The 18,380-nt window shown below is 60.9% G+C and carries 19 protein-coding genes and 1 pseudogene; 5 read left to right on the top strand and 15 right to left on the bottom strand.

The features are described from left to right. Positions 1-6: 6 nt before the first annotated feature. The 4 genes from proB to rplU form a co-directional block, all read right to left on the bottom strand. Positions 7-1,125, bottom strand: a complete 1,119-nt coding sequence (gene proB / locus NA647_RS12825) for a glutamate 5-kinase (RefSeq protein ID WP_256058012.1) — start codon at positions 1,123-1,125, stop codon at positions 7-9. A 106-nt stretch (positions 1,126-1,231) separates the two neighbouring features. Next, on the bottom strand, positions 1,232-2,449 hold the full coding sequence (cgtA, locus tag NA647_RS12820) for an Obg family GTPase CgtA (RefSeq protein WP_256058011.1): 1,218 nt from the start codon (positions 2,447-2,449) through the stop codon (positions 1,232-1,234). A gap of 163 nt (positions 2,450-2,612) precedes the next feature. Further along, positions 2,613-2,870, bottom strand: a complete 258-nt coding sequence (gene rpmA, locus NA647_RS12815; protein ID WP_025240448.1) for a 50S ribosomal protein L27 — start codon at positions 2,868-2,870, stop codon at positions 2,613-2,615. Positions 2,871-2,905: 35 nt separating this feature from the next. Beyond that, a complete protein-coding gene (gene rplU / locus NA647_RS12810; protein ID WP_019339712.1) occupies positions 2,906-3,217 on the bottom strand; it encodes a 50S ribosomal protein L21 in 312 nt (103 codons plus the stop codon). Between the two features lie 247 nt (positions 3,218-3,464). Here rplU and NA647_RS12805 point away from each other — a divergent pair, with 247 nt between their 5' ends. After that, complete coding sequence (locus tag NA647_RS12805; protein ID WP_256058010.1) at positions 3,465-4,433, top strand: polyprenyl synthetase family protein; 969 nt, start codon at positions 3,465-3,467, stop codon at positions 4,431-4,433. A gap of 159 nt (positions 4,434-4,592) precedes the next feature. After that, positions 4,593-4,820, top strand: a complete 228-nt coding sequence (locus tag NA647_RS12800; RefSeq protein ID WP_131651881.1) for a hypothetical protein — start codon at positions 4,593-4,595, stop codon at positions 4,818-4,820. Between the two features lie 142 nt (positions 4,821-4,962). Here the strand turns inward: NA647_RS12800 and NA647_RS12795 are convergent, their stop codons facing one another. The 4 genes from NA647_RS12795 to NA647_RS12780 all read right to left on the bottom strand — a co-directional run bounded on the left by NA647_RS12795 (position 4,963) and on the right by NA647_RS12780 (position 9,302). Then, positions 4,963-5,580 (bottom strand): FKBP-type peptidyl-prolyl cis-trans isomerase, encoded by a 618-nt coding sequence (locus NA647_RS12795; RefSeq protein ID WP_256058009.1) that lies wholly within the window; start codon positions 5,578-5,580, stop codon positions 4,963-4,965. Between the two features lie 112 nt (positions 5,581-5,692). Further along, positions 5,693-6,181 carry a TIGR00645 family protein gene (locus NA647_RS12790; RefSeq protein ID WP_256058008.1) on the bottom strand — a complete coding sequence of 163 codons (489 nt, stop codon included), beginning with the start codon at positions 6,179-6,181 and terminating at the stop codon, positions 5,693-5,695. Positions 6,182-6,346: 165 nt separating this feature from the next. Continuing rightward, a complete protein-coding gene (locus NA647_RS12785; protein ID WP_256058007.1) occupies positions 6,347-6,682 on the bottom strand; it encodes a hypothetical protein in 336 nt (111 codons plus the stop codon). A gap of 175 nt (positions 6,683-6,857) precedes the next feature. After that, complete coding sequence (locus NA647_RS12780; protein ID WP_256058006.1) at positions 6,858-9,302, bottom strand: Lon protease family protein; 2,445 nt, start codon at positions 9,300-9,302, stop codon at positions 6,858-6,860. A 315-nt stretch (positions 9,303-9,617) separates the two neighbouring features. Here NA647_RS12780 and NA647_RS12775 point away from each other — a divergent pair, with 315 nt between their 5' ends. Further along, on the top strand, positions 9,618-10,649 hold the full coding sequence (locus tag NA647_RS12775) for a cytochrome-c peroxidase (protein WP_256058005.1): 1,032 nt from the start codon (positions 9,618-9,620) through the stop codon (positions 10,647-10,649). A gap of 160 nt (positions 10,650-10,809) precedes the next feature. Here NA647_RS12775 and mscL read toward each other — a convergent pair whose 3' ends face one another. Further along, positions 10,810-11,220 (bottom strand): large-conductance mechanosensitive channel protein MscL, encoded by a 411-nt coding sequence (mscL, locus tag NA647_RS12770; RefSeq protein WP_197445928.1) that lies wholly within the window; start codon positions 11,218-11,220, stop codon positions 10,810-10,812. A 213-nt stretch (positions 11,221-11,433) separates the two neighbouring features. Between mscL and NA647_RS12765 the strand changes: the two genes are divergently transcribed. After that, the gene (locus tag NA647_RS12765) at positions 11,434-11,691 is read left to right on the top strand and encodes a YdcH family protein (RefSeq protein ID WP_256058004.1); all 258 of its coding nucleotides are present in this window, start codon (positions 11,434-11,436) and stop codon (positions 11,689-11,691) included. Positions 11,692-12,006: 315 nt separating this feature from the next. Here NA647_RS12765 and NA647_RS12760 read toward each other — a convergent pair whose 3' ends face one another. Continuing rightward, positions 12,007-12,441: a CopD family protein gene (locus NA647_RS12760; protein WP_256058003.1), complete on the bottom strand. Its 435-nt coding sequence runs from the start codon at positions 12,439-12,441 to the stop codon at positions 12,007-12,009. 115 nt (positions 12,442-12,556) lie between these two features. On the opposite strand from NA647_RS12760, the gene radA reads away from it, so the two are divergent. Continuing rightward, complete coding sequence (gene radA, locus NA647_RS12755) at positions 12,557-13,918, top strand: DNA repair protein RadA (protein ID WP_256058002.1); 1,362 nt, start codon at positions 12,557-12,559, stop codon at positions 13,916-13,918. A 7-nt stretch (positions 13,919-13,925) separates the two neighbouring features. Here the strand turns inward: radA and NA647_RS12750 are convergent, their stop codons facing one another. The 5 genes and pseudogenes from NA647_RS12750 to glyA form a co-directional block, all read right to left on the bottom strand. Next, the gene (locus tag NA647_RS12750; protein ID WP_256058001.1) at positions 13,926-14,294 is read right to left on the bottom strand and encodes a PilZ domain-containing protein; all 369 of its coding nucleotides are present in this window, start codon (positions 14,292-14,294) and stop codon (positions 13,926-13,928) included. Positions 14,295-14,358: 64 nt separating this feature from the next. After that, positions 14,359-14,819 (bottom strand): annotated as a pseudogene (locus NA647_RS12745) (methyltransferase family protein). An 85-nt stretch (positions 14,820-14,904) separates the two neighbouring features. After that, entirely contained in the window at positions 14,905-15,543 is a 639-nt protein-coding gene (locus tag NA647_RS12740) for a response regulator (protein WP_256058000.1), read from the bottom strand. Between the two features lie 34 nt (positions 15,544-15,577). Then, a complete protein-coding gene (locus NA647_RS12735; RefSeq protein ID WP_256057999.1) occupies positions 15,578-16,930 on the bottom strand; it encodes a cache domain-containing protein in 1,353 nt (450 codons plus the stop codon). A 106-nt stretch (positions 16,931-17,036) separates the two neighbouring features. Then, complete coding sequence (gene glyA / locus NA647_RS12730) at positions 17,037-18,290, bottom strand: serine hydroxymethyltransferase (protein ID WP_256057998.1); 1,254 nt, start codon at positions 18,288-18,290, stop codon at positions 17,037-17,039. Positions 18,291-18,380: the final 90 nt, after the last annotated feature.

Genomic DNA, 18,380 nt, shown 5'->3' with positions numbered 1-18,380 from the left:
AGCGCCTCATACCAGAATCATGTTGTCGCGATGAATAAGCTCGGGCTCGTCGACATAACCCAACAGCTTCTCGATCTCGTCGGAAGAATGCCCCAGGATCCGCTGAGCCTCAGCAGCGTTGTAGTTGACCAGACCACGAGCAACCTCCTGCCCTTCCGGACCCACGCAGACCACCATCTCACCCCGCCGAAACCCGCCTTGCGCCGCCTTGACGCCGACCGGCAGCAAGCTGCGATTCCCCTGCTTGAGCGCCTGCACCGCGCCAGCATCCAGTATTAGCGACCCTCGCGTCTGCAAATGCCCCGCAAGCCATTGCTTGCGTGCGGCATGACGACTGCACTCCGGCGCCAGCAGGGTACCCAACTGCTCTCCGGCCTTCAGCCTCGTCAACACGCTCTCGATGCGCCCCCCGACAATCACCGTATGAGCACCCGAACGCGCAGCCAAACGTGCCGCGCGCAGCTTGGTCTGCATACCGCCACGACCCAGCGCGCCACCGGTGGCACCTGCTACCGCGTCCAGCGCCGGATCGTCGGCGCGAGCCTGGCTGATCAGATTGGCGTCGGGATTAGTCCGCGGATCAGCATCGAACATGCCGTCGCGATCCGTGAGAATGACCAGCAGATCAGCCTCCACCAGATTAGCCACCAGCGCACCAAGGGTATCGTTGTCACCGAAACGTATCTCATCGGTGACGACGGTATCGTTCTCGTTGATGACCGGCACCACACCAAGATCTATCAGCGTACGTAGCGTGCTGCGCGCATTGAGATAACGCTTGCGGTCAGACAGGTCGTCATGGGTCACCAGCACCTGGGCAGTCTGCTGCTCGCAGCGACCGAAACTGGCTTCCCAAGCCCGAATAAGCCCCATCTGCCCCACCGCAGCCGCCGCTTGCAGCTCATGAACAGCCTTGGGCCGTGCCGCCCAGCCAAGGCGACTCATGCCGGCCGCGACCGCACCGGAAGAAACCAGCACCAGTTCGACTCCGGCCTGGCGCAGCTCCACCATCTGATCGACCCAGACAGCCATGGCCGCCTGATCGAGACCGCGACCGTCAGCCGTCAGCAAAGCGCTGCCGATCTTCACTACCCAGCGCCGCGCGCCGCTCACCTTGTCCCGCATCGATCCCGCCTTCTATCCGATATCCGGCCAAAACCATGCTGGTGAGCAACGGACGAGCCAGCCCACCGAGCACCCGCACATAGATCCGCAACCACCCGAGCAAGCCTTAACGCACGTAAATGATTTCTGCGCCGCCTTCGTCATCGTCATCGTCGTCGAAGTCGTCGTCATCCGCTTCATCTGCCGCCTTGACGCCAGCACGGCGCAACGCCCGCTGATCGTCGAGCTCCTGCAGACGAGCACGCGCCTCGTCTTCGATCTGCTGATCCAATTCAGCAAGCGCCTCTGCATAAGCAGGCTCTTCACTGATGCGCAGCGCTCGCTCATCCAGATAACGCATAATCGCCTGACTCAACTCCTCCGTGCCTTCCCGCTCCAACGCGGAAATCACGAAAACCGGCCCAGTCCACTCGAGACGATCCACTACCTGGCGCATGCGCGCCTCGCGCTCCTCGTCGAGCAGCTGATCCGCCTTGTTCAGCACCAACCAACGGTCGCGCTGAGACAGCGCCGGACTGAATTTTTCCAACTCGTTGAGGATGATTTCGGCGGCATCAGCCGGGTCGCTCTCATCCAGCGGCGCCATGTCCACCAAATGCAGCAGCAAGCGGGTACGCGCCAGGTGCTTGAGGAAACGAATACCCAGACCCGCGCCTTCCGAAGCGCCTTCGATCAAACCAGGAATATCAGCAACAACAAAGCTCTTGTAGCGCCCGACACTGACAACTCCCAGATTCGGAATCAACGTCGTGAAGGGGTAATCAGCCACTTTCGGCTTGGCCGCCGATACGGAGCGAATGAAAGTGCTCTTGCCAGCATTGGGCAAACCCAACAGGCCGACATCAGCCAGAACCTTCAACTCAAGCTTCAAATCGCGCGCGTCGCCCGGCTTGCCCGGCGTGGTCTGCCGAGGCGCCCGGTTGGTGCTGGATTTGAAGCGCGTGTTACCCAGACCATGCCAGCCACCCTGCGCGACCAGCAGGCGCTGACCAGCCTTGGTCAGGTCGCCGATCACATCCTGAGTCGCCGCATCGATCACGGTCGTGCCGACCGGCACCGGCAGAATCAAATCCTCACCCTTGGCACCAGTACATTCGGTGCTGCCACCTTTCTGGCCATTCGGCGCATTGAAGCGACGGGTGTAGCGGTAGTCGACCAGCGTGTTGAGGTTTTCGTCGGCCATCAGATAAATAGAGCCGCCGTCACCACCATCGCCGCCGTTGGGGCCGCCTTTCTCGATGAACTTCTCGCGACGGAAGCTCATCATGCCATTACCACCGTCACCGGCCTTTACAAAAATCGATACTTCATCGACGAATTTCATGGGAACGCCTCCCGCCGCAAGGACGGGCTAGAAAACAGGAATATAAGGGTCTTGCAGAACCCAGCGAAAACTAGAGCAAAGCAGTGTTTTGCAAGAGCCCTATAGAGGATACAGAAACAAAAAAGCCCCGTCGCATGACAGGGCTTTTCCAGCAACGCCGCAGTTAGGCTGCGACGACGCTCACGTAGCGACGGCCAAAAGCGCCCTTCACTTCGAACTTGATCACGCCTTCGACTTTCGCGAACAGGGTGTGATCCTTGCCCATGCCAACGCCGTAACCCGCGTGGAACTGGGTGCCGCGCTGACGCACGATGATGTTACCGGCCTTGATGACCTGGCCGCCGTACATCTTCACGCCAAGTCGTTTGGCTTCTGAATCGCGACCGTTGCGGGTAGAACCGCCAGCTTTTTTGTGTGCCATGAGTTCAATACTCCTATAAGGGGATTCAGGCCCGATTAGCCCTGAATACCGGTGATTTTGACCTCAGTGAACCACTGACGGTGGCCCTGACGCTTCATGTGGTGCTTACGACGGCGGAATTTGATGATGGTGACCTTGTCGTGACGGCCCTGAGCAATCACTTCAGCAGTGACCTTGGCACCATCGACCACCGGAGCGCCGATTTTGACATCATCGCCGTTGCCAACCAGCAGAACGCGGTCAAAGGTGACTGCTTCGCCAGTGGCAACTTCGAGTTTTTCAATCTTGAGGTATTCGCCTTCGGCGACCTTATATTGCTTGCCGCCAGTAACGATAACTGCGTACATCTTGTATCTCCGTTGATCCTGCTCACCCAGCGCTTAAGTGAAATAGTTGGTGGCTGGCATGGCTGCTCAAGGTCCGGAGGGACACTCTTGCAATTGCGTAAGGCAGGGAAATGCCCAGGGGGAATGTTCAGGGTCCGCGATTGTACGCATCCGCCAGACCCGGCGCAATAGCCGCCTGGCCTCGCCTTGACAGTACCAGACCCGCCCCATAGCATGCCGCGCAACCTCCGAGGAGTACCGGCTTCCGATGCAACCCCAGGCCTTTTACCAAGTTGTGGCTGACGATTTTGCCGCAGTCGACGGCATTATCCGCAACCAGCTGACGTCTCGTGTACCACTGGTTGAAAAGATCGGGGATTACATCACTTCAGCTGGCGGCAAGCGCCTACGTCCGCTACTGGTCTTGCTCAGCGGCAACGCGCTCGGCCTGAAAGGCGAGCAGCTGCGTCTACTGGCCGCCATCATCGAATTCCTGCATACCTCAACCCTGCTGCATGACGATGTCGTGGACATGTCCGGCATGCGCCGCGGCCGCTCTACCGCAAATGCGCTGTGGGGCAACGCCCCAAGCGTACTGGTCGGCGACTTCCTTTATGCACGTTCGTTCGAAATGATGGTCGAATTGGGCTCGATGCCAGTCATGCGCATCATTTCCCAGGCCACGCGCGTGATTGCCGAAGGTGAGGTGCTGCAGCTGTCCAAAGTCCGCGACGCCAGCACCACCGAAGAAATCTATATGGAGGTCATTCGCGGCAAGACGGCCATGCTGTTCGAAGCCTCCACCCACAGCGCCGCCACCCTGGCTGGGGCCAATGAGGAACAACGCGAAGCGCTGCGCACCTTTGGCGACTATCTTGGCATTGCCTTCCAGCTAGTCGATGACCTGCTCGATTACCAGGGAGATGCCGAAACCCTGGGCAAGAACGTCGGTGACGACCTGGCTGAAGGCAAGCCGACCCTGCCGCTGATCTACACCATGCGCGAAGGCACCGATGAGCAGGCCGCACTGGTGCGCAAGGCCATCCAGAAAGGCGGTATCGAAGACCTCGAAAGCATCCGCAGCGCCGTACAGGCCTGCGGCGCGCTGGAATACACCGCACGCCTGGCACGCGACTATGCCGATCGAGCAATCGCCTGCCTTGAATTGATTCCGGCCAACGCTTACCGCGATGCACTCGTAGAACTCAGCCGCTTCGCCGTCGCTCGCACGCACTGATCCAGCAAAACAGGGTGCAACTGGCACCCTTCAGTTTCTTGCCGCCCGCCTCGCCCCTCCTCGACACTCCGCTCGGCCATCGATCCCGATGAGCGTTTTTGCGCTTGCATCTTTGCAAATAGCAATTATTCTCATTAAGGAAATCAACTGGAGCCGAACATGACTTATCTGATTGATGCATGGCTGGACCGCCCACAACCCTACCTGCGCATACTCGATCGCGATACCGGTGCGGTGTGCATTTCGTTGGAGGGAGACGCCCTGAACGAGCTTCGTGACCAGGGCGACCTGGATCTGCAGGAGCTGAGCACCAGTGAACCCTGCGTGCTCAAGGAGCAGGTGCGCAACCTGTTCCTGTTTTCCTATGCCCGGGCGTTGCGCCCCTGAGGCCGAAGAAGCCAGGCGTCTCGCTCGAAACGGGGAAGGCATACCTCTCCGAGCCTGTAGGGCCGAACTTGTTCGGCCTTTGCACCTGCAGGCCGAATGAATTCGGCCCTTACGGATGTTTTGGGCAACAGGTTCTGAGGGCTTACAGAACGGCCAGCAGCTCGACGTCGAACACCAGCACACTGTGCGGAGGAATGCTGCCGACACCCTGGGCGCCGTAGGCAAGTTCACTCGGCACATAGAGACGCCACTTGCTGCCGACGCCCATCAATTGCAGCGCTTCGGTCCAGCCGGCGATTACACCGCCCACAGGAAATTCGGCAGGCTGGCCGCGCTGGTAGGAGCTGTCGAAGACGGTGCCGTCGATCAAGGTGCCGTGGTAATGGGTACGAACCTGATCCTCGCGGCCTGGTTTGGCGCCCTCGCCGGCTGTCAGAACTTCGTACTGCAGCCCAGAGGCCAGGGTAGTGACGCCTTCGCGCTTGGCATTTTCGGCGAGGAACGCCTTACCCTCGCCGGCAGCGGCTTCTGCCTTCTTCTGGGCTTCGGCCTGCATGCGCTCGCGGATCACGGCGAAGCTGGCGTTGAGGTCTTCCGGGCTGACCTGGCTGGCCACACCGCCAAAGGCATCGCGGATCCCAGCGATGACCGCATCCAGACTGATGCCGGGCGGAGGATTCTCGCGCAGCTGATCGCCCAGCTGCCGGCCGATGCCATAGCTCACGCGCGTTTCGTCGGTGGTTAGGTTGAGGTCGGTCATGCCTGGGCTCCGCTGGAAAAAAGGGCGGCTAGCCTAGCACAGCTTGCGGCCCGGCCTGCCCGCCCACGCACCTCGTGGCCTAAACGTGCGGCTTGTAGCTGGAAGGTTTGCCTCAGTGCTTGGTGATCTTGTCCAGATAACCCATGGCGAAGGCGGAGAAGACGAACGTCAAATGAATGATCACGTACCACATCAATTGCTCGCTCTCGAGCTGCTGAGCGTCCATGAACATGCGCAATAGATGAATGGACGAGATCGCCACGATCGATGCCGCGACCTTCATTTTCAACGAGCCGGAATCGATCTTTCCTAGCCAGTCGAGCTTTTCCTTGCCCTCATCGACGTTTAGCTGCGACACGAAATTCTCGTAGCCAGAGAGCATCACCATGACCAGCAGGCCACCGACCAGCGCCATGTCGATCAGCGAAAGCAGTTTAAGGATCAGATCGCCTTCGCTCAGCGAAAGCACGGCCGGGAGGATGTGCCAAATTTCCTGAAAGAACTTGATCGCTAATGCCAGCAGGGCAAACGCGAGGCCGAAATAGATAGGGGCAAGCAGCCAGCGGGCCGCATACATGGTGTTCTCGATGAAGCGTTCCATCTGTTCTCACTTGAGGAGCTGATATCGGCAGCGAGTATACGCAGCGCCACAGCGCCTTCAAGAACGCCTTTATGACAGCAGGTTTTTGTGTGGATAAGAATCTTGAGCGCCGGCTCGATTCGCAGAATCAGCTCTGCTGGTCCTAGCGCCAAGCGTCGCCAGGACTCAGGTTCTGGATTCCCAACCGCTCAGATAACGCGCCTGATTGGCGTTGATCTTGCGCAGCTCTGCATGCATATGCAGCTGCCAGATCGATGGCGAGTCGGACTCGCAATAACCCTGCCCGTGAAGATTGCTGGCGATTGCCTGCAGCACCGACTCGGCCGCGCGAGGCCCGTGAAATGGGCCCTGGGCCTTAATTGCGGTGGGTTGTCCGGCGTCGATACCGGCCGCACAAAGCAAGGTCCACAAGCCTTGGCCGCCGTTTAGTGGGCGAATAGTGCATTCGATACGGGTAACCAGGCCCAGGCATTGACGGTTCAGACAGAGTGTTTGAGACATGACGGCGATCCTCGCGCTCGGTTGCGCACCGTCATCCAGGACGAATGGGCGGGCCAACCTGTTTATCCCCAGAAGTTGTGGATAACCATGTGGACAGAGAGTGGGAATTCTCGTCCACTGCAGACCCGCCGCCGGCCGTATCGTTCCGTCCGGTTTTTGCTCAATGCAGAACCGGTCAGTTCTGCTCGCCCCCCTTCGCTTGTGCCAGCACCTCCTCTGGAGAAGCCGCATCGCTCTTGCCGTCGTCCTCGGGTTCGATCTCGGCGATATCGCGCAAGCGCTCCACCACCCGGCCGTTAACGCTTCCCCGGGGAAAGTTTCCGTCCTTGTCCGCCGCACCTACCGGCTCGCCCACCAGCAGCGAAAGCGCCTCATCCACATGGCGTACCGCATACACGTGGAAGCGCCCCTGACGTACGGCTTCCAGCACACGCTCGTCGAGCATCAAAGTGGTCACATTGGCGAAAGGAATGATCGCGCCTTGCTCGCCGGTAAGGCCGCGCGCTTCGCAGAGGCGGAAGAATCCTTCGATCTTCTCGTTCACCCCTCCAACCGCCTGCACTTCACCGAACTGGTTGATCGAGCCGGTAATGGCGAAGCACTGCTTCAACGGCGTGCGCGAAATGGCTGAGATCAGCGCGCAACATTCGCCGAGCGAGGCGCTGTCGCCGTCGACGTAACCGTAGGACTGCTCCAGCGCGATGCTGGCGGATATCTCAAGCGGAAATTCCTGTGCGTAGCGGCTGCCGAGAAAGCCAGTCAGGATCATCACGCCCTTGGAGTGAATCGGCTGGCCGAGGTTGACCTCGCGCTCGATATCGACGATCCCCGAGCCACCTGGATAGACGGTGGCGGAGATGCGCGCCGGCATGCCGAACGCTGAGTCGCCGACTTCCAGAACGGTGAGTCCGTTGCACTTGCCGATGGCCGCGCCTTCGCTGTCGATGAGGATAACCCCGGCGAGAATGTCCTCGAGAATTCGTGCCGAGACACGACCGGTCCGGGTCGCCTTGGCTTTCAGCGCTCGCTCGATGTGGCCGACATCGGTCACCTCGTCTTTGGCCAACTGGCGAATGAAATCCGCTTCACTGACCAGTTGGAACAGATCGCCGATACGCGCCGACAAGCGCCCCTGATGCTCGGCCAGGCGCGCGCTGTAGGTCGCCAGACGCGCCACTGCCGCTGCGGTCAGCGGCGCCATGCCCTCTTCCGAGGTGCGCGTCTTCATCAATTGGGCAAACTGTTCGAGGCTGTCCTCGGCCAGCGGAATCTCCTCGTCGAAGTCCACCAGTACGCGGAACATCTCCTGGAAATCCGGATCCAGGTCTTGCAGGGTGTAGTACAGCTGCCGAGAGCCGATGATCACCACCTTGACGTTGAGCGGGATGACTTCCGGCGTCAGGGTGACGGTGGCCAGACGCCCCAGCTCGGCCAGCGGCGATTCCATTTTCAGCTTGCGCGACTGCAACGCACGCTTGAGCGCTTCCCATACGAAAGGCTCGCCGAGCATCTTTTCCGCTTCGAGCATCAGGAAGCCGCCATTGGCGCGGTGCAACGCACCCGGACGCAGCTGCCGATAACTGGTGTAAAGCGCGCCCTGATCGGTGCTGTACTCGATGCGGCCGAACAGATTGTCGTAGGTCGGGTGCGGTTCGAACACCACCGGTGCGCCGCCGTCCAGCGGGTGCCCGACCACCAGGCTTGGGCTGTACTGTTCTTCCAGCAGCTGGCGGGTCTGGGCGTCCGGGCGATTCTCGTCGACCAGTTGCTCCACCACGGTCTTCAGCAGGTTGACCTGCACGGCCTGCAAATATGCTTCGATGCTCGCGTTTTCACCGTATTTTTCCGACAGCGGCGCCAGCAGCGGCTGCAATGCCTGGCTGATGGTTTCATCGTTGAGCTGACGCAACTGGTTGCTCGATTCGCGCTTCCACTGCGGCAGGCTGGCGAGTCCCTCGTTCAGCTGCACTTCCAGCGCGGAAATATCTTCGTGGTAGCGCTCGCGCTCCGCCTCTGGCAGCTGCGCGAACTCTGCTTCGTCCATCGACTTGCCGTCTTTCATCGGCGTGAAGGCGATATTGCTGCTGTCGCGGTAAAGCGCGATTTCCTTCTCCAGCGCGAGCTTCTCGATCACATCCAGCGCCTTGTCGTAGCGCTGATTGAAGGCGCGGTCGATGGCGCTCTTCTTCTGCTGGAAGCTCGGGTGTTCGAACACCGCCGGGAAGGTCGCCATGAGGTTGTCGATCAGTTGACCGATGTCGGCGATGAATTCCCCCGCGCCGCCCTGGGGCAGTTCCACTACGCGCGGCTCACGGGGCTCGTCAAAGTTATTCACGTACACCCAATCCGACGGCGTATCCAGACGCTTGCCTTCAGCCTTGAGGTAACGCCGCACGAAGGAGAAACGCCCCGTACCCGGCTCGCCCATCACGAAGACGTTGTAACCGGGACGCGGCATCGCCACGCCGAATTGCAGGGCCTCAACGGCTCGCTCCTGGCCGAGCACGCCCAGGAAAGGTTCCAGTTCGTCGGTAGTCTTGAAGTCGAACTGGCTGGGTTCGAAGGGGCGGGTCAGCGCATCGGGCGCCAGGCGCAGGCCGGCAGCGTCAGTTTGGGGCATCGGAAATCCTTGCTGGAGCGGCCTCGTGGCCACGATTGATGCCGCCATTCTGGCGTTGCCACTGTCCTGCTGCAAGGCTGGCAGGCGTGCGCCCGAGACGACGAACAACAAGCGCGCAATTCAGAGCCCGGCAGACTAAGCGGGCATTTTTCCGACCGAGTGACGAAGGCTTCTATTCAACTAGCGTCGAAACAATTAGTAGCGAGCTAATTGATAGCGAGCATCGGAAGTTCGCTCCCGCTTGACTTGAATCAAGCCTTCGCTCGACGGAAACAGGCCTCCTAGAACCTGCCAATATCTATAAGGAGCCCCCTGATGAGCGCCCCACTTCCTCTTTTGCTCAGCGGTTTTCTGTTGATCGCCGGCACCGCCCATGCCGACGAACTGCGCGACCGTGCCAACGCCATTTTCCAGCCGATCCCGGACAAGGTCACCGAAGTCCGTGGCCAGACTGTCAGCGAAGACCAGGCCATACTTGGGCACAAGCTGTGGTTCGATCCGCGCCTTTCCAGCAGCCACGTGATCAGTTGCAACAGCTGCCACAACCTCAGCATCGGCGGCAGCGACAACGTCACCACCTCCATTGGCCATGGCTGGCAGAAGGGTCCGCGCAACTCGCCGACCGTGCTCAACGCTGTATTCAACGCCGCGCAGTTCTGGGATGGCCGCGCCAAGGATCTGCAGGAACAGGCCAAGGGCCCTGTGCAGGCCAGCGTCGAGATGAACAGCACGCCGGAACGTGTGGAAGCGACGCTAAAGAGCATTCCCGAATACGTTGCCGAGTTCGCCAAGGCGTTCCCCAAGGACAAGGACCCGGTCAGCTTCGACAACATGGCCTATGCCCTGGAAGCCTTCGAAGTTAGCTTGACCACGCCCAACTCGTCGTTCGACCGCTTCCTCAAGGGCGACGACAAGGCGCTGGATGCGCAGCAGAAGGAAGGTCTGGCGCTGTTCATGGATGCCGGCTGCATCGCCTGCCACAACGGCATCAACGTCGGCGGCCAGAGCTACTTTCCCTTCGGCGTGATCAAGAAGCCGGGCGCCGACATCCTGCCGGAAGATGACAAGGGTCGCTTCGCCGTGACCAACACCGCCGCCGACGAGTACGTGTTCCGCGCAGCGCCGCTGCGCAACATCGCGCTGACTCCACCCTACTTCCACAGCGGAGAGGTGTGGGACCTGGAGCAGGCCGTCGCCATCATGGGTGACAGCCAGCTCGGTCGTCAGCTCAAGGATGACGAGGTCAAGGCCATTACCGCCTTCCTGCACAGCCTGACCGGTGAGCAACCGCAGGTGGCCTATCCGCTACTACCGGCTAGCACCGCGACCACGCCGAAGCCGGAATAAGCCACTCCGCTTCCCGGCGCCCCGCGCCGGGAGCTCTTTTCCAGTATCCCTATGCCACCCCAATGAGCGAACCGCTCAGCTCGCCGCCTTGAACGGCTCCTCTCCACCACCGACCTGGCCCGCAGGGGGCAGCGGCTGTTCGAGCACTAGGGAAGCGATCTCAGGACCGGTTCTGCGCGCGCAATGCATCGCGAATTTCGGTCAACAACACCTCTTCCTTGGAGGGCGCTGGCGGGGCCGATGGTGCTTCGGCTTCCTTGCGTTTGAGGTGATTGATGGCCTTGACCGCCAGGAAGATGGCGAACGCCACAATGGCGAAGTCGAATACCGTTTGGACGAAGCGTCCGTAGCTCAGGGTGACTGCCGGCGTATCACCCACAGCCTGCTTGAGTACGATGGCCAGGTCCGAGAAGTCCACCCCGCCGATCAACAGTCCCAGCGGCGGAGTGACCACGTCCGCAACGAAGGACGAAACGATTTTGGTGAAGGCTGCACCGACGATAATGCCCACGGCCATGTCGATCACATTGCCCCTGACGGCAAACGCCTTGAATTCGCTGATCAGACTCATATCGAAATCCTTACGGTAATTGGCTTGCATCGGAATGCCGTAATACGGCGTAACAACCGTTGTAGAGCATAGGCACCCTTCGGATCGCATACCAGAGCGGGCCGCACTCCGACGGCTGGAGCGCGAGGATATCGATCGCTTGATCGCCGTCAACCGGGTTAATCGGCCGCAACGCTAAGGTAGCGGCTCCCCTGTACATCCCGGAGCAGCTCCATGCACGTCGAACATCACCCATTGATCAAGGATTTCCCAGAAAAGCGCGAACAACTGCAAAAACTGCGCATGGAAAACCCAGTCTTCGCCCGTAAGACTGAGGAATACGAAGCGCTGGACAAGCGCATCAGCAGCGCCGCAAACCTGGACGACGCGTCGCTCGAGGCGCTCAAGCAGGAGCGTGAGACTTTGAAGGGCGATATCGCCCGAGACCTCAAGCGTGCCTCCGGCAGTTGCTGTGGCGGCTGCTGCGGCTAAGCCGTCCAAGAACCAAGCCCGCCGCCACGACGGGTTCAACGGCCTGCTAACCGTAGGGCCGAATTCATTCGGCCACCGATTCACAAAGGCCGAACAAGTTCGGCCCTACGACCAGCCACGTATCAGTTGCAGGTCGGGTGAGCCGAAGGCGTAACCCGACGGACAAACTCACTCAACGGCCTGGACCTGCAGGGCCGGACTCATCCGGCCGCCGGTTCACAAAGGCCGAACAAGATCGGCCCCTAGCGTACGACCAGCCGCGTGCTCGCACATGCCTGCTAGGCGAGGCCGTTGGCGGTGGGTTTTGACGGCCTGCTAGAACAACCCACCGAAACGGAATCCCGATCCCACCCAGACGAACGCCACCGCCGTCAGGGTGATCAACACAATATGCACGCCCAACTGCGGCAGGCGTTGCGCGTTCAGCTTCGGTATCAGCGCCAGCCGCGCGTGCACACCAAGCAAGGCGGTAAAGCCCAACAGGATCAGCTTGGCCTGAACCAGGTGTGCGACGGGTGAGTCGCCGAACCACTGCGAATGCGGCAACCAGCGCCCGGCCAGCCAGACCCCGGTGATGATCTGCAGCAGCAAGGCAGGAATGCCGACCCGTTCGTAAAGCTGCTCGAAATGACGCACCGGCTGCACGTCACGACCGCGCAACGCACTAGGCAAGACGCTGAACAACAGCACCAGATGGCCGCCGACCCAGACGCTAGCACCGAGCAGGTGAAGGAACAGCAGATGGCGCATAGGTCTCACTCCGGGACGGTTTCATGCAGTCTGGCGCATCTTGCGCCCTTTGTGGCTGATGCCGATCAAGCCAGCCGTTATCATGCGACTCCATTTTCCCGACGCGGAGTTCCCCATGGCCAAGGCCAAGCGCATGTACGGCTGCACCGAGTGCGGCTCGACCTTTCCCAAGTGGGCCGGCCAGTGCGGTGATTGCGGCGCCTGGAACACCCTTGTCGAAACGATCATCGACGGCGCCGCACCGCCGTCCGGGCGTGCCGGCTGGGCGGGTGAACAGGCCAATATCAAAACCCTGGCCGAAGTCAGCGTCGAGGAAGTGCCGCGCTTTTCCACCGCATCCGGTGAACTGGACCGTGTGCTCGGCGGCGGTCTGGTGGATGGTTCGGTGGTGCTGATCGGCGGCGACCCCGGCATCGGCAAATCCACCATTCTGCTGCAGACGCTGTGCGCCATCGCCCAGCGTTTCCCGGCGCTGTACGTCACCGGCGAGGAATCCCAGCAACAGGTGGCCATGCGCGCACGGCGGCTGGACCTGCCGCAGGACAAATTGAAGATGATGACCGAGACCTGTATCGAATCCATCATCGCCACCGCACGGCTGGAAAAGCCCAAGGTGATGGTGATCGACTCGATCCAGACCATCTTCACCGAGCAGCTGCAATCGGCCCCAGGCGGCGTCGCCCAGGTGCGCGAAAGCGCGGCGTTGCTGGTGCGTTTTGCCAAGCAGAGCGGCACGGCGATCTTCCTCGTCGGCCACGTAACCAAGGAAGGCGCCTTGGCCGGGCCGCGCGTGCTGGAGCACATGGTCGACACCGTGCTGTATTTCGAGGGCGAATCCGACGGCCGTCTGCGGCTGCTGCGCGCTGTAAAGAATCGCTTCGGCGCGGTCAATGAACTCGGCGTGTTCGGCATGACCGACAAGGGGCTAAAGGAAGTCACCAACCCTTCGGCGATCTTCCTCACCCGTGCACAGGAAGCGGTGCCTGGCAGCGTGGTCATGGCCACTTGGGAAGGCACCCGGCCGATGCTGGTGGAGGTGCAGGCGTTGGTCGACACCAGTCATATGGCCAATCCGCGACGCGTCACCCTCGGCCTAGACCAGAACCGCCTGGCTATGCTGCTGGCGGTGCTGCATCGCCACGGCGGCATTCCCACCTATGATCAGGACGTGTTCATTAACGTGGTGGGTGGCGTGAAAGTGCTGGAAACAGCGTCGGATTTGGCGCTGATGGCCGCGGTGATTTCCAGCCTGCGCAACCGCCCGCTGGATACCGATCTGCTGGTATTCGGCGAGGTGGGCCTGTCCGGTGAGATCCGGCCGGTGCCCAGCGGCCAGGAACGACTGAAGGAAGCGGCCAAACATGGCTTCAAGCGCGCCATCGTGCCCAAGGGCAACGCACCGAAGGAGGCGCCCGCCGGTTTGCAGATCATTGGCGTGACGCGTCTGGAACAGGCGCTGGATGCGCTGTTCGAGTAGCGTGTGATCAGGGCTCGCCCAGCGCCGTCAACTCACGATCGAGTAGCGTTTCATCGCCCAAATTGAGTTCGACCAGACGTCGCAAATGGCTAATCGATTCGACATCGATATGGCGACAAACCAGGCCGATCAGTTCGCCTTCGGCATGCGCCATTTCGACCTCCATGCGCACTTCCGCATCGTCAGATAGACGAATCCGCGCGTGGAACGGTTGCGCGGGGTCGGCATCCCAGCTCGACGGGCGATGGACCAGCAATCCTTTCAATGACAGGTCGTGCAGCTCGACCGGCCAGCGGTTCTGGCCCTGGACGAGCTCCGTTACGGCGTCGAAGTCGATACGCTGGAAGCGCCGACGGTCGTGGGTGTTTTCGGTCATGATTTCGGCTCCCGGTAAACTTCTGTGAACTGACAAGACGAGCCCGCCCCAACCAAAGCGGCGCTCAGAGCCAACGGCGCACTCGCCGCCGGTAGGCGCGTATTCGTCGCCAAACAGCCTCGTCAGCAAATGCTCTTCGTGAACGATCACGGTGCGCTGCATGCAGAGAAACAGCAAGGGTAGCAGCAGCCAGGGCCAGAGACTGGCGAGCAGCAGCGCAAGGCCACAATAGATCATCGTATCGGCTAGGTAGATCGGGTTGCGCGAAAAGCTGAACGGCCCGCTCTGCAACAGGCTGCTCGGCTTGCCATAGGGATTGATGGTGGTGCGATGACGAAACATCTCCCATGCCGCCCAGACCATCAGCAGGACGCCCAGCACAATCGAGGCCCAGCCGGCGCAGGACGCCAGCTCATGTCCCGGCAGGTCGAGCGGCACCCCGCTCGCCAAACCCCAGGCACAGCCGATGAAGATCAGGTAGACCAATGGAGGCGGAGGTCTCACTCCGAGTGATTTGTCAGACATGCAGATTCCGGAGACTGTTGGTTGCATTCGATGTGGCAGCACCGCGGTAGACCACACCGCCTGCGTTTGAGCGTGACAACTGCCGTTAGTGCTGTCCCGGCAACCAGCCATGCACCATCGCATGCTTCATCAGGTCCGCAGGCCGATCGATATCGAGCTTGCGGCGGATGCTCAGCCGATGGGTTTCCACCGTCCGCACGCTGATTTGCAGCGCACGCGCCATGGTCTTGTTGTTATGCCCCTGGGCGAGCATGAGCAAAACCTCGCGCTCGCGTGGCGTCAGTTCGCGCTCTTCGCCGCCGCGGCTGGCCAGTTTCTCCGCAATTCCCGCGCTGTAGTAGGTATTACCGGCAGCAATCGCTTCGATCGCTACGATGATTTCGCGCGATGGCGCATCCTTCAGCACGTAACCGTGGGCGCCGACTTTAACCGAGGTGGTTACGTATTCCTGGTTGTCGTACATGCTCAGAATCAGCACGCGGATCCATGGAAAGCGCTCGCGTAGCGATTGCGTCAGTTCGAGACCGTTGACGTCCTTCAGCCCGATGTCCATCAGCACCACGTCTGCTGACACACGTTCGAGCAGGTCGATCGCCTCGGCACCGCAGCCGGCCTCCCCGACTACATCCAGTTCGGGCACGGCCATCAGCAACGCGCGGATGCCGTCCCGAACCAAGGCATGGTCGTCGATCAGTACCACCTTTATGCGAGCTTTCGGGTTCATTGAGCGAGCCTCTTATTATTTGGATCGATGTTTGTCAGCCGGCCCGTGCCGGCAAGGTCACGTCCAGCTCGGTACCGCCGGCGGTCGATAGCAGACTGAAACGTCCACCGAAGTGCTCCACCCGTTCACGGATGTTGCGCAGGCCGATACCGCTGCCCTTGATGCTATCGAGCCGGCGCGGGTCGAAGCCCATGCCGTCGTCTCGAACGCGCAAGCGCACAGAGGCTTCGTCCCCGTCCAGGCTGATATGAACAGACTGCGCCGCGGCGTGCCGGTCGATATTGGTCAGCGCTTCCTGCAAGGCCCGGAACAGCGCGACGGCCACCGAATCGTCCGGATCTCCGTCGCCAAGCGCGTTGCTGTATCGCATCTCCAGCCCACTGCGCTGCTCGAACTCTGCCACGAGCTGGCCAATCGCCGCCGATAATCCCAGCGTGTCGAGCAGTGAGGGATGCAGGTCGTGAGAGATTCGCCGCACCTCGCCTATGGCGCCAGCCAGTCGCTCGATACCCATATCAAGCGTCGTCTGCGCCTTCTGGTTGCCGCTGGCCAGTTCATGGCTGGCCAGCTCGAACTGGAACTTGATCGACACCAGCAGCTGACTGATGCCGTCGTGCAACTCTCGGGAGACGCGCGAGCGCTCTTCCTCCTGCAGGCTGACGATGCGCTGAGTCAGCAGCTGCTGCTTGCGGTCGGCCAACCGTCGCTCACTGACGTTCAGCGTCAGCCCGCTGGCAAACACCAGCAATACGGCCACCAACGCCACGGCAGCAATCGCCAGCATGGTGGTGTGGATGCCGCTGGCGACCTCTTCACGCACTAGCAGAATCGCCTGATCCACATCCTCGAGGTAGATGCCGGTCCCTAGCATCCAGCCCCAGCGTTCGAGCATCACCACATAGGCCAGTTTCGCCGCGAACTGGCCGGTCGAGGGCTTCTCCCAGATGTAGCGCTGGAAACCCTTGCCGGTCTGGGCGCTGTGCATCAAGGCCTGGATCACCGGCAGGCCGTTGGGGTCGGTCATATTCCACAGGTCCTTGCCGACCAGCTCGCTCTGCCGCGGATGCATCAGGTTGCGCCCGTTACGGTCGTAGACGAAGAAGTAACCGTCGCTGCCGAAACTGAAGCGTCCTAACGCGGCGAGCACCTTCCGTTGGGTTTCTTCATCGTCGAGGCCAGCGTCGTAGAGCGGCGCGATGGTGCTGAGGGCCATTTCGACATAGTTCTTCAACTCGGCCTGCTTGCTCGCCAGGATACTGCTTTCGATCAGTTGCGCCTGTTGCTCACCGAGGCGCTGGTTCTGGAACAGCACCAACGCGCAGACCACCGCCACGGCCAGCAGCAGTGGCAGGATGCTGAGTGCGGCGATCTTGTGTCTGAGCTGCATTGAGCGTCTCCGGATAACACGAATCTTGCTGAACGCTGCAAGATCGTCATCTGGTAAAAACGAAAAAGCCCGGCAATAACCGGGCTTCTCCATGCTGCGCTGAATATTACTTACCGTAGACCGGGAACTTGGCGCAGATCGCTTCGACCTTGCCGCGCACCGCCTCGATCACCGACTCGTCACCCATGTTGTCGAGGATGTCGCAGATCCAGCCGGCGAGATCGCGGCACTCGGCTTCCTTGAAGCCACGAGTGGTGACCGCCGGAGTACCGATACGCAGGCCTGAAGTGACGAAAGGCGAGCGCGGATCGTTCGGCACGCTGTTCTTGTTCACGGTGATGTGGGCATTGCCCAGGGCCGCATCGGCGTCCTTACCGGTGATGTCCTGCTTGATCAGGCTGAGCAGGAAGAGGTGGTTCTGGGTGCCGCCGGAAACCACATCGAAGCCGCGCTGGATGAACACTTCGGCCATGGCCTGAGCGTTCTTCACGACTTGCTGCTGGTAAACCTTGAACTCGGGCTGCAGCGCTTCCTTGAAGCACACCGCCTTGGCCGCGATCACGTGCTCCAGCGGGCCGCCTTGGGCACCCGGGAATACGGCGGAGTTGAGCTTCTTCTCGATCTCAGCGTTGGCCTTGGCGAGGATCAGGCCGCCGCGTGGGCCGCGCAGGGTCTTGTGGGTGGTGGTGGTGACCACGTCGGCGAACGGCACCGGGTTCGGGTAGACGCCAGCGGCGACCAGGCCAGCCACGTGAGCCATATCGACGAACAGGTAGGCGCCAACCTTGTCGGCGATTTCGCGGAAGCGGGCGAAATCCAGTACTTGGGAATAGGCGGAGAAGCCGGCAACGATCATCTTCGGCTTGTGCTCGACGGCCAGGCGCTCGACTTCGTCGTAATCGATCAAGCCCTGGTCGTTGATGCCGTACTGCACGGCGTTGTACAGCTTGCCGGAGGACGAAACGCTAGCGCCGTGGGTCAGGTGGCCGCCGTGGGCCAGGCTCATGCCGAGGATGGTGTCACCAGCGCTGAGCAGCGCCAGGTAGACCGCGGCGTTGGCCTGGGAGCCAGCGTGGGGCTGGACGTTGGCATAGTCGGCGCCGAACAGCTCCTTGGCGCGGTCGATGGCCAGTTGCTCGACCACGTCGACGTACTCGCAACCACCGTAGTAGCGCTTGCCCGGATAACCTTCGGCGTACTTGTTGGTCAGTACCGAACCCTGGGCTTCCATCACCGCCGGGCTGGTATAGTTCTCCGAGGCGATCAGCTCGATGTGGTCTTCCTGACGCTGGGCTTCCTGCTCCATGGCAGCGAAGAGATCGGCGTCGTATTTGGCGAGGGTCAAATCACGGCTGAACATGGCGGTCCCCTGAGAATCAGCTGGCGTTGGATAAAAGAGAGGCGCGGATTCTACCCCATCCACCAGATCGCGGGTATGAACTGTGGTCAT

It is taken from the genome of Stutzerimonas stutzeri, from assembly GCF_024448985.1.
GTDB lineage: Bacteria > Pseudomonadota > Gammaproteobacteria > Pseudomonadales > Pseudomonadaceae > Stutzerimonas > Stutzerimonas stutzeri_AP.
This window is presented reverse-complemented; position numbering and strand designations above follow the sequence as displayed.

Coding starts and splice junctions, on each gene's coding strand:
- proB (WP_256058012.1), bottom strand. CDS start 1,125: ATGCGGGACAAGGTGAGCGGCGCGCGGCGCTGGGTAGTGAAGATCGGC.
- cgtA (WP_256058011.1), bottom strand. CDS start 2,449: ATGAAATTCGTCGATGAAGTATCGATTTTTGTAAAGGCCGGTGACGGT.
- rpmA (WP_025240448.1), bottom strand. CDS start 2,870: ATGGCACACAAAAAAGCTGGCGGTTCTACCCGCAACGGTCGCGATTCA.
- rplU (WP_019339712.1), bottom strand. CDS start 3,217: ATGTACGCAGTTATCGTTACTGGCGGCAAGCAATATAAGGTCGCCGAA.
- NA647_RS12805 (WP_256058010.1), top strand. CDS start 3,465: ATGCAACCCCAGGCCTTTTACCAAGTTGTGGCTGACGATTTTGCCGCA.
- NA647_RS12800 (WP_131651881.1), top strand. CDS start 4,593: ATGACTTATCTGATTGATGCATGGCTGGACCGCCCACAACCCTACCTG.
- NA647_RS12795 (WP_256058009.1), bottom strand. CDS start 5,580: ATGACCGACCTCAACCTAACCACCGACGAAACGCGCGTGAGCTATGGC.
- NA647_RS12790 (WP_256058008.1), bottom strand. CDS start 6,181: ATGGAACGCTTCATCGAGAACACCATGTATGCGGCCCGCTGGCTGCTT.
- NA647_RS12785 (WP_256058007.1), bottom strand. CDS start 6,682: ATGTCTCAAACACTCTGTCTGAACCGTCAATGCCTGGGCCTGGTTACC.
- NA647_RS12780 (WP_256058006.1), bottom strand. CDS start 9,302: ATGCCCCAAACTGACGCTGCCGGCCTGCGCCTGGCGCCCGATGCGCTG.
- NA647_RS12775 (WP_256058005.1), top strand. CDS start 9,618: ATGAGCGCCCCACTTCCTCTTTTGCTCAGCGGTTTTCTGTTGATCGCC.
- mscL (WP_197445928.1), bottom strand. CDS start 11,220: ATGAGTCTGATCAGCGAATTCAAGGCGTTTGCCGTCAGGGGCAATGTG.
- NA647_RS12765 (WP_256058004.1), top strand. CDS start 11,434: ATGCACGTCGAACATCACCCATTGATCAAGGATTTCCCAGAAAAGCGC.
- NA647_RS12760 (WP_256058003.1), bottom strand. CDS start 12,441: ATGCGCCATCTGCTGTTCCTTCACCTGCTCGGTGCTAGCGTCTGGGTC.
- radA (WP_256058002.1), top strand. CDS start 12,557: ATGGCCAAGGCCAAGCGCATGTACGGCTGCACCGAGTGCGGCTCGACC.
- NA647_RS12750 (WP_256058001.1), bottom strand. CDS start 14,294: ATGACCGAAAACACCCACGACCGTCGGCGCTTCCAGCGTATCGACTTC.
- NA647_RS12740 (WP_256058000.1), bottom strand. CDS start 15,543: ATGAACCCGAAAGCTCGCATAAAGGTGGTACTGATCGACGACCATGCC.
- NA647_RS12735 (WP_256057999.1), bottom strand. CDS start 16,930: ATGCAGCTCAGACACAAGATCGCCGCACTCAGCATCCTGCCACTGCTG.
- glyA (WP_256057998.1), bottom strand. CDS start 18,290: ATGTTCAGCCGTGATTTGACCCTCGCCAAATACGACGCCGATCTCTTC.